Here is a 13924-nt window from a genome sequence, read left to right on the forward strand (position 1 = left end):
ATGAGTGTCTCGATCCTGACCACCGAGCCCACCACCGAGACCGAGCTGGAGCAGCTGCTGGCCGGTGTCCAGTCCGCGGCCGCGCCCCTGGCCGCCCTGCGTCCCGCCGAGCGTGCCGCCCTGCTGGAGGCCGTGGCCGACGGGCTCGACGCCGCGGCTGGGGAGCTGATCCCCGTGGCGCAGGCGGAGACCCGGCTGGCCGAGGGCCGGCTCACCGGTGAGCTGAAGCGCACCACGTTCCAGCTGCGGCTGTTCGCGCAGGAGCTGCGGGACGGGAGCTTCCTGGACGCGCGGATCGACCACGCAGACGCCGAGTGGCCGATGGGCGCGCCCCGTCCCGATCTGCGCCGGGTGCGCACCGCACTGGGCCCCGTGCTGGTGTTCTCCGCGAGCAACTTCCCGTTCGCGTTCTCCGTGGCCGGCGGCGACACCGCGTCCGCGCTCGCGGCCGGCTGCCCGGTGCTGGTCAAGGCCCACTCCGGGCACCCGGAACTGTCCCGGCTGACGGCCAATGTGGTGGCTTCCTCCCTGGCCGCGGCCGGTGCTCCGGAGGGGGTGTTCGGGCTGCTGTTCGGGACGGCGGCCGGCGCCACGGCCCTGCGCGACCCGCGCATCGCAGCCGGTGCCTTCACGGGCTCCATCCCGGGCGGCCGCGCGCTGTTCGACATCGCCTCCTCCCGCCCCACGCCCATTCCGTTCTATGGCGAGCTGGGCAGCAACAACCCGGTGTTCGTGACCGAGGCGGCGGCCGCCGAGCGCGGTGCCGGCATCGTGGAGGGCTTCATCGGATCCTTCACCATGGGCAGCGGCCAGTTCTGCACCAAACCCGGGACGCTGTTCGTCCCGGCGGCGTCCGGTCTGGTGGAGCAGCTCCGCGCAGCCGTTCTGCCGGGTGCGGCGCCGCTGCTGAACAGCCGGATCCAGTCCGGGTACACGGAGGTGCTCCAGGAGCTGGAACAGCACCCGAAGCTGAGCGTCCTGGCACAGGGCCCGGACCCGCTGTCCGACCCGCCGTCGCCCACGCTGCTGCTGACCACGGCGGAGGACATGCTGGCTGATCCGCACGCGTTGCAGGCCGAGTGCTTCGGGCCCACCGCCGTCGTGGTGACATACACCGACGAGGCACAGCTGGTGGCCCTCGCGGAGAGCTTTGAGGGTCAGCTGACCGCGACCATCCAGGGCACCGAGTCGTGCCAGGTGGCGGAGCTGGTGGAGGTGCTGGCACGCAAGGCGGGCCGGGTGCTGTGGAACGGCTGGTCCACGGGCGTGTCGGTGACCTATGCGCAGCAGCACGGCGGGCCGTACCCGGCCACGACATCCCCCGGCTCCACGTCGGTGGGGACCGCGGCGATCGAGAGGTTCCTGCGGCCCGTGGCGTACCAGGGCTTCCCGCAGCACCTGCTGCCCGAGGCGCTGCGTGATGAGAACCCGCTGGGCGTGCCGCAGTTGGTGGACGGCGTGCGGGGCTGATCAGGGCCTCCGTGCTCCCGCGTTGAATCCGGGCCCCTCCGCTGAAACAGTGGGTTTCCGCTGAGACAGTGGTTTAAACCCACTGTTTCAGCGGAAACCCACTGTTTCGCGTTGGTTGCAGGGTCTGCGGGGGCGCTGGGCAGCTCTGAGCCGAGCAGGGCTGACTGTACGACGACGACGGTCGGCGCCTTCCGTGGGGAAGGCGCCGACCGCCGTCGTTCTGTGCGTTGTTCAGGCGCGGTGCGCGGGCGTCAGTTGCTGAATGCGCGGGCGGTCCAGCCCTTGGCGACCACGACGGTGCCGCCGGTCCAGTCGGCGGCCGAGCCGTCGGTGGAGTTACGGTCATAGTAGACGCGGGCGTTGCCGGAGGAGTCGATCGCCAGGACCGGCACCGGGCGGGCCGGATCGGTGGTGTCGCAGTAGCCGGCCTTGAGGGTGGTGACGTTGGCGAAGCCGGAGGGCTTGAGGACGTTCTTGGTCCAGGCCGTGGGGGTGTCCTGCGGGATGGTGAATTCGAGCAGGGCGCCGGCGGCGTCGGTGGCCATGAGGACGTCGGCGTAGCGGGGCGTACCGGTGCTGGTCTGGCCGATGACGGTCTGGCGGCTGTAGCTGAGGTTGCGGACGCCGGCCCAGCCGCTCGCGGCGACGGCGACGGGGTTCTTCGGAGCGGCGGAGTAGTTCTGGGCGTCGTAGCGGGTGAGGCCGTCGGCGGTCAGGGCGTAGAGGTTCGGGTACGCGAAGACCAGGCCGCGCACGGAACCCCAACCGGTGGCGAGCGGGGTGGACGTGACGGCGTAGCTCCACTTGCCGTTGGAACCCTTGTTCGCAGTGTTCTTGATCAGGCCGAGCGATCCGCCGGGTGCCACGGAGTAGAAGCTGTTGGTCCAGAAGGCCGGGTCGCCGGCGGCGCCGATGTAGGCGGAGGCCTGCGGCTGGCTGGGGAGCTTGAGGCCCTTGATGGACTCGGCGGTGGCTGCGTTGTTGGAGTACATGTAGGTGGTCGGGATGCCCTGGGCGGTGTAGCCCTGCGCGACGACGGAGCAGTTGGCCGGAACGGCGGGCTCGACGGCGGTGGGCGAGGCCGGTGCGGCCTGGGCCGGGGCGATCGCGGCGCCGGCGAGGAGCGCGGTGGCGGCGGCGCCGGTGAGGGCGCGGGTGATGAGTGTGCGAGATGACATGGTTCCCCCTGGGTGATGTGGCGGTGACTGGCGGTGGCTGCCGCCGAGGGAAAGATTATCAAGTGAGTGGAGATATGTCGGTGGGGAGAGGTCCCCATGGCCCCCGTCCTCGCGGCAATTACTGTCGGCGGGCGCTTTTAGGCTCGGGGAATGGGGCGGGATTCAAGAGTCTTCGGACTGCATGACGCTGATGAGGTCCTTGGCGTCCACTTTGAAGACCCGTGCCAGTGCCAGGAGGCTCGCGACCGTCGGGTTGGGCGTGATGCGGGCTGCGTCGTTATCCCGATACCCGAGTTCCAGCGTCCTGTACTGCTGGCGGGACATGCCCGCGAAGTCGGCCACCTCTGCCTGAGTCCACCCGAAATCCGCTCGCAGCGCCTGCAAGCGTCGCCCGAGAGCCTTGGCGGCTTCCGGGGAGATCTTCGCGTGGCTGGACACCTACCCATCTGAGTGGAAAGATGAGTGAGCAATGACGTATATATACGTCATTGTCTGCGAGCTTGGTCACGCTGTGATCCGGCTCCTTTTCTTGTTTGTGTCACTTTGGGGAGTCAGACATGTCCGACGGCGGTTCGCTCGCGTCCATGAGGACAGCGGCCGCGCCGGGGCTGCATGTAGATGAGGGTCGGGGATGGTGAGCAGCTCGCCACCGTCGCGTTATGCATTGTCGTTCACCAGCGGCACCTTGCTCGCCAACGAGGCGGCCGTCCTGGCACCGGTTTACTTGCGCGAGCGTGACTGGAAGGTCACGCGCGCACTCGCCCAGACAGAGAACCTCTTTGGCACTCGTGTCGCCAGGTCCAACACCCGAACGCTCGGCGAGCTCGTGCCGCGCCTGCAGCTGTTGTCCGATGACGAGCTTGAGATCGTCGCCGGCGGCACGTCGACCGAACGTGGTCACCTGATGTGGACGGCCGCCTGCCGGAAGTACACCTTCATCGGCGAGTTCGCCGAGGAGGTGCTCCGAGAGCGGTTCCTCACCCTCGCTGGGACGGTCTCTTACGAGGATTACGACTCGTTCTATCGTGCCAAGGCCATGTGGCACGACGAACTGGACGGCGTCACCGCCTCGTCGTATCAGAAGCTCCGTCAGGTGCTCTTCAAGATGCTGGTCGAGGCGGGTCTGCTGACCAAGCAGGGCCACATCGAGTCTGCACTTCTCTCTTCCCGCGTCGCAGCATGCCTGGATCAGCGCACGCCGAGTGACATCCGATTCTTCCCAACGAGAGTGGCGTGAGAACTGTGCAGCCGAAGACGACGCTGACTCAGCAGGAAGAGCACCTGTTCAGGGTGCTCAGCAGTGAGCGCTTTCTGAAGATGGAGGGCTTGGGCAACGAGGTCGCCCACTTCATCTACGACTACGACCCGGCGTGGGCGCTCGATGTCGCTCAGGCGAAGAAGCGCATCAAGACCAAGCTCGACACCGAGCTGGGCATCAAGGTCTTCGAGATCAATCTCTACGAGCTGTGCGTCGACCTCCTCAAGCAACGCAACGTCTGGGACCGCGTACTGGCGGCCGAGCCGGCGATGGACAAACCAGACTTTCTCAAGTTGCTCCAGAACATGCTGGACCCCCAAACGCATCTCGCGCCGGCCATCAAGGCGCGGATCGAGGCGGAGTCGTTCCAGATCCTGTTCCTCACCGGCATCGGCGAGGTGTTCCCGTTCGTACGTTCGCACACCGTCCTCAACAACCTTCAGACCGTCGTCTCCGACAAGCCGATGCTGATGTTCTTCCCGGGACGTTATGAAGTCTCGGCGACGCAGGGATCCGCCCTTGTCCTGTTCGGGCTGCTCAAGGACGACTCCTTCTACCGCGCGAAGCGAATCCTCGACCAGGAGGCATGACCCGATGAAACTCAGCGAGATCTTTCTCAAAGACGTCACCCGATCGATCGAGGGCGTCGTCAAGGCCGACGATGTCGATCACCTTGGCATCGAGGTCGAGGAGTATGTCTTCACGAACGACGCTGCCAAGGGTGTCGCCCCGCTGCTGGAGGAGTACACCAACTACACCAACGCCAACGGCGTCTGGATCTCTGGCTTCTTCGGCTCCGGTAAATCGCACCTCCTCAAGATGCTCGCTCACTTGCTGGGCGACGTCGACGGACAGGCCTTTCCGCGCTCGGACGTGAGCGAAAGCTTCCTGGCCAAGACCGACGACGCCATGCTCATCGCATCGCTCAAGAAGGCCGCCGCCATCCCGGCGAAGAGCCTGCTCTTCAACATCGATCAGAAAGCGACCCTGATCTCAAAGGACCAGACGGACGCACTCCTCAAGGTCTTCGTGAAGGTCTTCGATGAGAGCCGCGGCTACTTCGGCAACGACGGAGCCGTGGCGCGCTTCGAGGAACATCTCGACGAACGTGGCCAGTATGAGGCCTTCAAGATCGCTTTCGAGAAGCATGCAGGCATCAACTGGGCGCAGGGACGCGAACAGACCGCGCTTGAAAGCCACAACATCGACAAGGCGTTCGCCGACGTCAACGGCGAATCGAACCCCGGGATCATCGCTCAGTACCAGAAGTCGTACGCGGTCTCGATCGAGGACTTCGCCACTTCCGTGAAGGCGTGGATCGACAAGCAGGAGCCGGGGTTCCGCCTCAACTTCTTCGTCGACGAGGTCGGTCAGTTCATCGCCGACGACGTCAAGCTGATGCTCAACCTTCAGACGATCGCCGAGTCCCTCAACACGAAGTGCAAGGGCCGGTCGTGGGTCTTCGTCACCTCACAGGAGGATATGGACAAGGTCATCGGGGACCAGACCAAGCAGCAAGGCAATGACTTCTCCAAGATCCAGGCCCGGTTCAGCGCGAAGGTAAAGCTCACAAGCCAGGATGTTGAGGAGGTCATCAGCAAGCGCCTCCTGGAAAAGAACGATGCAGGGGCTGCCGAGCTGATGGCGATCCACGCCCAGGAGAGTGCGAACTTCAAGACCATTTTCGACTTCGTGGACGGTGCCAAGACCTACCGCAACTACGTCGACGGCGGCCGCTTCATCAGCACGTATCCGTTCGTGACGTACCAGATCCCGATGTTCCAGGCCGCGATCGAGGGCCTCTCCGCCCACAACATGTTTGAGGGCAAGAACAGCTCCGTCGGGGAACGGTCGATGCTCGGCGTGGTTCAGGAGGTCGCCAAGCGCATCGGCGCTGAGCAGGTCGGTTATCTCGCCACCTTCGACCAGATGTTCGCCGGGATCAGCGCGGCGCTGAAGTCCGCGGCCCAGAGTGCCATCCTTCAGGCTGAGAAGCACCTTCCTGACCCGGGATCGGACATCACGATCCTTGCCAACCGCCTGCTGAAGGCCCTGTTCCTGGTCAAATACGTCGACACCTTCAAGGCCACGCCCCGTAACCTCACTGTGCTCGTTTACGACCGCTTCGGTCTCGACCTCAACGCGCTGGGCAAGCAGGTGCAGGAGGCGCTCAACCTGCTGGAAACGCAGTCGTACGTGCAGCGCAACGGCAACATCTATGAGTACCTCACCAACGAGGAGCAGGAAGTTGAGAAGGAGATCAAGTCAGTCGACGTCGACTCTTCCGAAGTCTCCAGCAAGCTGTTCAAATACCTCTCATCCGACATCCTCAAGACGAACAAGCTCAAGTACGCGAAGAACGGTCAGGACTTCCACTTCGGCTACAAGCTCGACGACATCGTCCACGGCAACCAGCGCGAGCTGACCATTCACTTCATCACGCCAGAGACGAACTACACCGACACTGAGATCGCCGCTCAGAGCATGGGCAAGGACGAACTGCGCGTCTTTCTCGGCCGTGACAAGCGGCTGCTGGCGGACCTGCGGCTGCTTCTCAAGACCGAGAAGTACACCAAGCAGCACACTAACTCGGGTGTTACGCCCTCGATGCAGACAATTCTGCAGTCGAAGCAGATGCTCAACACCGAGCGCGAAAAGGAGCTCATCGAGCGCCTCCGTCAAGCTGTCGGCAAGGCGCAAATGATCATCAATGCTGCAGAGATCACGTCCAGCTCCCAGGACGCGGTAACCCGGGTCTCCGAAGGGTTCCAAGAACTCGTCAACCGGACTTACACGAGCCTCAGCTTGCTGGACGGGAAAGCCTACGCAGAGCAGCAGGTCGCTGCTGCGGTCCAGAACGACCAGGGCCTGTTCAACGCGGGCGAACTGAGCGCTCTCAGCTCGCCCGGCCAGGAGATGGAGTCCTGGATCCTCACTCAGACGGGGCTCGGCGAGCACGTGACGATCGAGAAGATCGTCGACCGCTTCGAGTCCAAACCCTACGGCTGGGGCCTTGGCTCCATTGAGGTTGTGCTGGGCTGGCTGGTCGGCAACGGCAAGATCGCCCTCACCGTCGGTTCCAACCAGGTGGCGCGCACCGAAGCGGCCGCCCTCATCCGCAACACGGCTAAGCACCAGTACACCGTCGTCGCGCCGCAGAAGGCATACGACGCCACGAAGGTTGCAGCATTCAAGAAGTTTTGTACGGACTTCTTCGACGACGGTGCCGTACCGAGCGACTCAACCGAGCTGGCCCAATTCGGCAAGGAGAAGCTCGCCGCCAAGCGCGATGAGCTCAACGCGCTCGTCAGCAGCAGCCGATATCCGTTCGTCGGCCAGCTCTCAGGCGTCGTCACCCAGCTGGATCAACTCGTCGGCAAGCCTATCGACTGGTACCTCAGCGACTTCGACGGGGCCGATGAACTGATCGAGGCCAAGGAGGAGCTGATCGATCCGATCAAGTCCTTCCTCAACGGCCAGCAGGCCAAGATCTTCGATGAGGCGGATGCCCTCCTGAAGGCCAACAGCGGAAACCTCAGCTATCTCCCGGCCGGAAGCACCGGCACAGTGGAGGCGCTCCTTGCGGACCCGAACGCGTTCCGCGGCAACAAGATGAACCAGCTCAAGGTGGCGGTGGACACGCTCCGCGGCCTGATCGAGAGCAAGGTCAGCGAGAGCCGCTCCGCGGTGCGAAGCGGGATTGAGAACAAGCTGGCGAGCCTTCTGAAGGACTCGATCTATATCAAAGCAACGGCAGAGGCACAGAAGTCGGTGACCGGCAGGGTGGACATGGTGTACGCGAGCCTTGACGGTGAGCGGCTCATCGCGGTGATCGATCAGACCGGCGCCCACTTTGTCTCCACGATCTATCCGGAGCTTGTCGATGAGCTCGCAGAGTCGGCCAACCCCTCGGAACCGGTGAAGCCTTCCGTCTCGCTCAGCACCATTGATGTTCCTGGCGGACCCGCATTCATCGAAGACGAGACCGATATGAATCACTATCTGGACGCGCTGCGCGCCGCACTCGTCGGCACCCTCAACGACGGAAAGCGAATCACGCTCTGATGGAAACCGCACCGCTCAAGTCGTTTGCCACTTCGGCGCGTACTGAATTGATCCGTGAAGTGTCTGCACGGATCACCGCCGTCCTCGCTCAAGGCTCTCCCGAGCGCGTGGAGCAGCCCAATGCCGTGTCAGCGCTGGAGCGCGCCATCGCAGGTGCCGGTGGTGGTGACAAGGGGAAGGCGCACGTCGCGGATAAGGTCGCCTACACGTGGTTCAACCGCATCATCGCGCTGCGGTTCATGGACGCCAACAGCTACACCGGGATCAGTGTGGTGTCGCCGGCGGCCGATCAAGTCGGCCAGCCTGAGGTGCTTGCGGCCGCCAAGCGTGGGCAGATCGATCAGCAGGTGGTCAAGGAGAAGGACGCCGCGACCATCATCGGGTTGCTCAACGGCACCCGTCAGCCGCGCCCCGGAGTCGATGCCCAGGCCGAGGCGTATGCGTTGCTCCTGGCGGACTACTGCCGTTTCTGGAATGCCGCCATGCCGTTCATGTTCGAGCGCGAGGGCGATTACACCGAGCTGCTCATCCCTGCCAATCTGCTGGCCGACGACTCTGTGCTCAATCGCTCCGTCGCGGTGCTTACCGAAGCCGTCTGCCAGGACGTCGAAGTCATCGGCTGGCTGTACCAGTTCTACATCTCGGAGCGGAAGAACGAGGTCTTCGCTGGGTTCAAGAAGAACAAGAAGGCCGGTGCCGACGAGATCCCCGCAGCTACCCAGCTGTTCACCCCGCACTGGATCGTTCGCTACCTCGTGGAGAACTCTCTCGGGCGACTCTGGATGCTCAACCGTCCGTCGTCGAGCCTGGCGAGCCAGATGGATTACTACATCGCGTCGGCGGACGAAGAAACCGACTTCCTCAAGATCCGCGGGCCCGAGGAACTCACAGTTATCGACCCGGCCTGTGGCTCGGGACACATGCTCACGTACGCCTTCGACCTCCTCTACGCAATATACGAAGAAGAGGGGTACGCGCCATCGGAGATCCCCGGCCTGATCCTCACCCACAACCTCTACGGCACCGAGATCGACCCGCGCGCCGGTGCGCTCGCTGCCTTCGCCCTGACGATGAAAGCAGTCGCCAAGCGCAAGCTCTTCCTCAGAAATCCAGTCGAGCCGAACATCTGCGTACTCGAACCGATCTCGTTCAGCTCCGAGGAGCTTGAGTACCTCGTGACAAAGGGTGGGGACCGCTGCGCGGAAGAGGAGTTCTGGACCCAGTTCACCGAAGCGGACACGTTAGGCTCGCTGATCCAACCTGATAAGGATCTGATCGACCGGCTTGCGCGTCACCTTGGGACTATCGACCACGGGGGAGATGTCTACAGAGCCGACGCGATCGAGTGGGCAGAGCGAACCATTGAACAAGCTACATTCCTTGCTCCGCGGTACGCGGTGGTCGTAGCGAACCCGCCTTACATGGGCAAGAGCAACATGGGGAGTCTGCTTTCGCGGTACGCAGAGACCAAGTATCCGCGCACCAAGGCTGACTTCTACGGAATGTTTATGCAGCGCGCTTCATCGCTCGTGCGTCCGGGCGGGGCCTGGGGAATTATTTCACCGCACGGATGGATGTTCCAGTCATCATTCGCGGGTTGGCGTGACGAGTTCTTGCGAGAGAACATCACAGCCACTCTGGTGCAATTTGGGCGAGGCGTGTTCGGTTCCGACTGGGCGTCAGCAGCATTCGTCGCGATACATGGGACGCCGAATCCTGAGCAGACGGCCGTCTACCGCAAGCTCTACGAGAGGGCGCTGGACGTGCGCTCCCGCGACCTCCTGGAGAAGCTCTTCCTCGATCCGACCTACCAGACATTCACCGTTCGGCAGCAGTCTTTCCTTCAGATTGGCGGCGCCCCGATTGCCTTCAGCCTGGGGCAACCTGTACTCGATCTGCTTGCTTCGGCGGACCCATTGTCACGACACGCACTGCCACGGCAGGGCCTGGCGACAGGTGACAACGATCGCTTTCTCCGGCTCTGGTGGGAGGTTTCGAACAATCGCATCTCCCGAACCGCCACGAGCAGTGCGGACGTTTCCGTCGGGTCGCCTTGGGTGCCCTATCTGAAGGGAGGACCACCGCGTCGGTGGACTGGTAATGACCTCCACGTCATCTTCTGGGCCAACGATGGCTATGCCATCAGAAACTTCTTCACAGCTGATGGGCGCCAGCGATCGGTATTGAGGAACACAGAGGCTTATTTCCGTCCAGGCATGACATGGTCAACTATTGCCGGCGAGTTCGCAATGAGAGAGGTAACGGGTGGGGCGATCTTCGACAGTAAGGGCTCTCTCCTGCTTGTCGACGGAGACGACGCCCGCCGTCGATTGCTTGGCTATCTCAACTCCAGTCCGGTGAATCACATTATCGCCACGTTGTCGCCGACCCTGGACTTCTCGCAGGGTCCCGTTGGACGCATACCTGTGCCAGAAGGTCTCCTCGATCGACCCGACGTTGATGAGGACATCGCCGAGTGTGTCGCAATCTCGAGCGAAGACTGGTCAGCCGACGAGATTGTGCCTAACTTCGCCCCCCGCCTCGGTGCTTCACCATCTACGGCGCAGCTGAGTGGGCTCGCCGATGAGGTGATGCATAGACAGGCAACTCTGACGTCTCGCATGGCCGCACTCGAGCAAGGTCTCGACCAATATTTCGCTGACCTCGCAGGTGGCGTGATCGCCACGTCGACCAAGCGGCCTGTGACGCTCTATGCAGCGGACCTCGTTCAGCAGGGTTGGCCGAGTGCGTTCGGTGACCTTTGTCGTGACCTCGCGTCGTACGCGGTCGGCTGCATGTTCGGTCGCTACAGCCTCGATGAACCCGGGCTAATTCTCGCGGACCAGGGTGCAACGTTGCAGGACTACCTCGCGAAGGTGCCAAACCCAACGTTCGCGCCGGACTCGGACAACGTCATCCCAATCGTCGACGGCGACTGGTTCGAGGACGACGTTGTGGGGTTCTTCCGGCGGTTCCTCCGGACGGCCTTCGGCGATCAGCACTTCGAGGAGAACCTTAAGTTCGTCACCGAATCGCTCGGCGTGAAGAGCCTACGGGACTACTTCATCACCCGGTCTGGGAGGTCGAAGTTCTACGAAGACCACGTCCAGCGGTACAAGAAGCGGCCTATCTACTGGCTCTTCTCCAGTCCCAAGGGATCGTTCAATGCCCTGATCTACATGCACCGCTACACGCCCTCGACCGTCTCGACGGTCCTGACTTATCTGCGGGAGTACGTGACCAAGCTGGAGGCGGCCCTCCAGCAGGCGGAGCGCGCTGGAAACGCGAAGGACGCTGATCGCTTCCGCAAAATCCTCGTGGAGCTGAACGAGTACGAGCACGACACGCTCTACCCGAAGGCGTCTGAGAATGTCGTCATCGACCTCGACGACGGGGTCAAGGCGAATTACCCGAAGTTCAGTACGGCGCTGAAGAAGATCACCGGCTTGGAGGCCTCCGGTGACTGACCTGAACTCCGTCCGAGACGCCCTACTGAGTCGGCTCGCTTCTAAGCGCGTTGTGTTCTGGCATGACACCGCCGGCGAGTACGACGCTGAGCTCGACGCGCTCGATCTTGACGGCGTTACTGTCGTCCGCGTGCAGGACAACGAATTCGGCGTGAAGTGCACCCTTCTCGCCGACCACGTCACCAAGCACCTTGTCTACCGCTCGGGCGAAGTCGCACGCGGCACCGGGAACTGGCTGCTTGACCTGGAACTCGCCTATGGCGTCTTCACGGCGGACAAGACGTCCATGCTCCAGCAGGAGCTCGGCCTTAACGACCCGGCCTTCGCGCCGGTCATCGAGCAGCATCAGAAGTTCTTCACCGCGAACAGCCGAAAGCAAGCGCTGGAAAAACTCCTGACCGAGGGCGACGACGCCATCCGTCTCCGGGCCAAGATGTGCCAGGTCCTCGTCAAGGCTTCCGGGAACAAGCTGACCGACATCACGCGGGAGCTGCTCGCCGAGAATGCTGCGGACAAGTCGGCCAAGTTTGACGACCTGGCCGCGTTCGGACTCGACGGGTTCTTCTGGGAGGGGCTTGCGAGCATCTACAGGTACCCGAGCAAGACCCCGACGATGGACGACTTCGTCCTGTGGATGTTCAGCCGGGCGATCGAGGACTTCGTCTCCGCCACCCCGGACGAGTTCCGCAACATCCGCAGTGACTTCAACAGCCTGCGCTACGACGTCCGCAGCCAGGCCATGATGACGAAGCTCGCCTCGCGCGCAGCCGAGGCACTGGACGTCAAGTCCAAGATCGAACATCGCGACTATCGCGACCTCGCCAAGGTCACGATCTTCGAGGAGATCGACCGCAAGGTGATCGTCGACCTCGCTGCCGCCGTCGCTTCGCAGTCGGTGACGCCGCGCGAGGTCGCCGAGGTCGTGCGCCAGCGACAGGAGAGCCTGTGGCAGGCGAAGTACGCCAAGCTCTACGAAGCCATCCAGAGCGCCTCGGACTTGCTGGCTTCCATTGCAGAGCTGCCGAACGCGATCGCCTCGGCTGATCTTGCACTTGAGAAGTACCAGTCTGACTGGTTCCGCATCGACCAGCAGTACCGTTGGTTCACCTACGCCTACCAGACCGCCGACTTTCAGAAACCCCTCGAAGCGCTCAAGGCCGAGGTCGACAAGCAGTACGCCAACAAGTATCTCTACGACTTCGGCGGTCGCTGGCAGCAGGCGCTTGAGCCCACGGGCGAGTGGAAGTCTGCAATTCTCGCACCGCAGGCCAGGTTCTTCGACCGGCACGTCGCTCCCGTGGTCAAGGATGGACGCACCAAGGTCGTCGTCATCATCTCTGACGGCATGCGCTACGAGGTCGCTGACGAACTGGCGTCGATGATCCGCAGTGAGGACCGTTTCGAGGCTTCGTTGTCGGCGGTTCTCGGGTCTCTGCCGAGTTATACCCAGCTTGGGATGGCGTCGCTGCTTCCGCAGGCGACCTTGGAGCTCGATCCGGACGCGCTGCCGGTGTTCGCCGATGGGAAGCCGACGAACGGCACGGCGAACCGGGACAAGATCCTGCAGGCGGTCAACGGCCACGCGATCGCCGCCGCCGACGTTCTGGCCATGCCGGGCGACGAGTTGCGAGGGCTCTACAAGCAGCACCAGATCTTCTACGTCTACCACGACCGCATCGACGCTGCCGGCGACAAGGCAGCAACGGAGCGAACTGTGTTTGAGGCGGCAGAAGAGACCCTCCGCGAGTTGCTCCTGCTCGTCAAGAAGTGGACGAACGCCAACGCGACGAACATCGTGATCACTGCCGATCACGGCTTCCTCTATCAGGACATTCCACTGGAGACGTCCTACTATGTCTCGGAATCGCCGCAGGGCGACGCCGTTACCAAGACGAACCGCCGTTTCGTGCTGGGCAGGGGGCTGAAGCTGTCTCCGTCGTTCATGACTTTCACGTCGGCTCAGGCGGGTCTGATCGGTGACATCGACATTCAGATCCCGAAGTCGATCCATCGCATCCCGCAATCCGGTGCCGGGACACGCTACGTCCACGGCGGAGCTTCCCTCCAGGAGATCGTGGTCCCCGTGGTGACGGTCAACAAGAAGCGCAAGAGCGACACTCGCCCGGTCAATGTCGACCTGATGCCGGAGACGGACAAGATCACCACCGGCCAACTCGCCGTCAAGCTGCTCCAGCGCGAGGCGGTAACGGACAAGATCCAAGCGCGCCGGGTCCGCCTCGGCCTGTACGTGGGTGACTCGCTGATCTCCGATCAGCCGATCCTCACCTTCGACAGCCCATCTGAGGACCAGCGCCAGCGCTACCAGTCGGCGACCCTCTATCTCTCGCAGGATGCCGACGACTTCAACAATCGTCCGGTCGAACTCAGGCTCGAAGAACCCATCCCGAACACCACACAGTGGAAGTCGTTCTCGAAGGGCACCTACACCATCAAGCGCTCGTTCACGACGGATTTCGACTTCTAGG

8 protein-coding genes are annotated in these 13924 nt (G+C 63.0%); 6 read left to right on the plus strand and 2 right to left on the minus strand.

Annotated features, from left to right (window positions below):
- Positions 1-1470 carry an aldehyde dehydrogenase (NADP(+)) gene (locus Q9R02_RS05135; protein WP_305995580.1) on the plus strand — a complete coding sequence of 490 codons (1470 nt, stop codon included), beginning with the start codon at positions 1-3 and terminating at the stop codon, positions 1468-1470.
- A gap of 251 nt (positions 1471-1721) precedes the next feature.
- Here the strand turns inward: Q9R02_RS05135 and Q9R02_RS05140 are convergent, their stop codons facing one another.
- Both Q9R02_RS05140 and Q9R02_RS05145 read right to left on the minus strand, forming a co-directional pair.
- The gene (locus Q9R02_RS05140; RefSeq protein ID WP_305995581.1) at positions 1722-2648 is read right to left on the minus strand and encodes a hypothetical protein; all 927 of its coding nucleotides are present in this window, start codon (positions 2646-2648) and stop codon (positions 1722-1724) included.
- A gap of 162 nt (positions 2649-2810) precedes the next feature.
- Entirely contained in the window at positions 2811-3086 is a 276-nt protein-coding gene (locus Q9R02_RS05145; RefSeq protein WP_305995582.1) for a helix-turn-helix transcriptional regulator, read from the minus strand.
- A 193-nt stretch (positions 3087-3279) separates the two neighbouring features.
- Between Q9R02_RS05145 and Q9R02_RS05150 the strand changes: the two genes are divergently transcribed.
- The 5 genes from Q9R02_RS05150 to pglZ are packed head-to-tail and all read left to right on the plus strand — an operon-like array spanning position 3280 to position 13923.
- Positions 3280-3885, plus strand: a complete 606-nt coding sequence (locus Q9R02_RS05150; protein WP_305995583.1) for a DUF1819 family protein — start codon at positions 3280-3282, stop codon at positions 3883-3885.
- Positions 3886-3890: 5 nt separating this feature from the next.
- Positions 3891-4496 carry a DUF1788 domain-containing protein gene (locus tag Q9R02_RS05155; protein ID WP_342006879.1) on the plus strand — a complete coding sequence of 202 codons (606 nt, stop codon included), beginning with the start codon at positions 3891-3893 and terminating at the stop codon, positions 4494-4496.
- Between the two features lie 4 nt (positions 4497-4500).
- The gene (brxC, locus tag Q9R02_RS05160; protein ID WP_305995584.1) at positions 4501-7971 is read left to right on the plus strand and encodes a BREX system P-loop protein BrxC; all 3471 of its coding nucleotides are present in this window, start codon (positions 4501-4503) and stop codon (positions 7969-7971) included.
- The gene (gene pglX, locus Q9R02_RS05165; RefSeq protein ID WP_305995585.1) at positions 7971-11438 is read left to right on the plus strand and encodes a BREX-1 system adenine-specific DNA-methyltransferase PglX; all 3468 of its coding nucleotides are present in this window, start codon (positions 7971-7973) and stop codon (positions 11436-11438) included. Before brxC ends, pglX begins: the two co-directional genes overlap by 1 nt.
- Positions 11431-13923: a BREX-1 system phosphatase PglZ type A gene (pglZ, locus tag Q9R02_RS05170; RefSeq protein WP_305995586.1), complete on the plus strand. Its 2493-nt coding sequence runs from the start codon at positions 11431-11433 to the stop codon at positions 13921-13923. The genes pglX and pglZ overlap by 8 nt, the downstream gene beginning before the upstream one ends.
- Position 13924: the final 1 nt, after the last annotated feature.

The organism is Arthrobacter horti (assembly GCF_030731045.1).
GTDB classification, from domain to species: Bacteria; Actinomycetota; Actinomycetes; order Actinomycetales; family Micrococcaceae; genus Arthrobacter_E; species Arthrobacter_E nanjingensis.

Bases quoted from the DNA above. Each gene is read 5' to 3' on its own strand.
- Q9R02_RS05140 (WP_305995581.1), bottom strand. From the start codon at position 2,648: ATGTCATCTCGCACACTCATCACCCGCGCCCTCACCGGCGCCGCCGCC.
- Q9R02_RS05150 (WP_305995583.1), top strand. From the start codon at position 3,280: ATGGTGAGCAGCTCGCCACCGTCGCGTTATGCATTGTCGTTCACCAGC.
- brxC (WP_305995584.1), top strand. From the start codon at position 4,501: ATGAAACTCAGCGAGATCTTTCTCAAAGACGTCACCCGATCGATCGAG.
- pglX (WP_305995585.1), top strand. From the start codon at position 7,971: ATGGAAACCGCACCGCTCAAGTCGTTTGCCACTTCGGCGCGTACTGAA.
- Q9R02_RS05135 (WP_305995580.1), top strand. From the start codon at position 1: ATGAGTGTCTCGATCCTGACCACCGAGCCCACCACCGAGACCGAGCTG.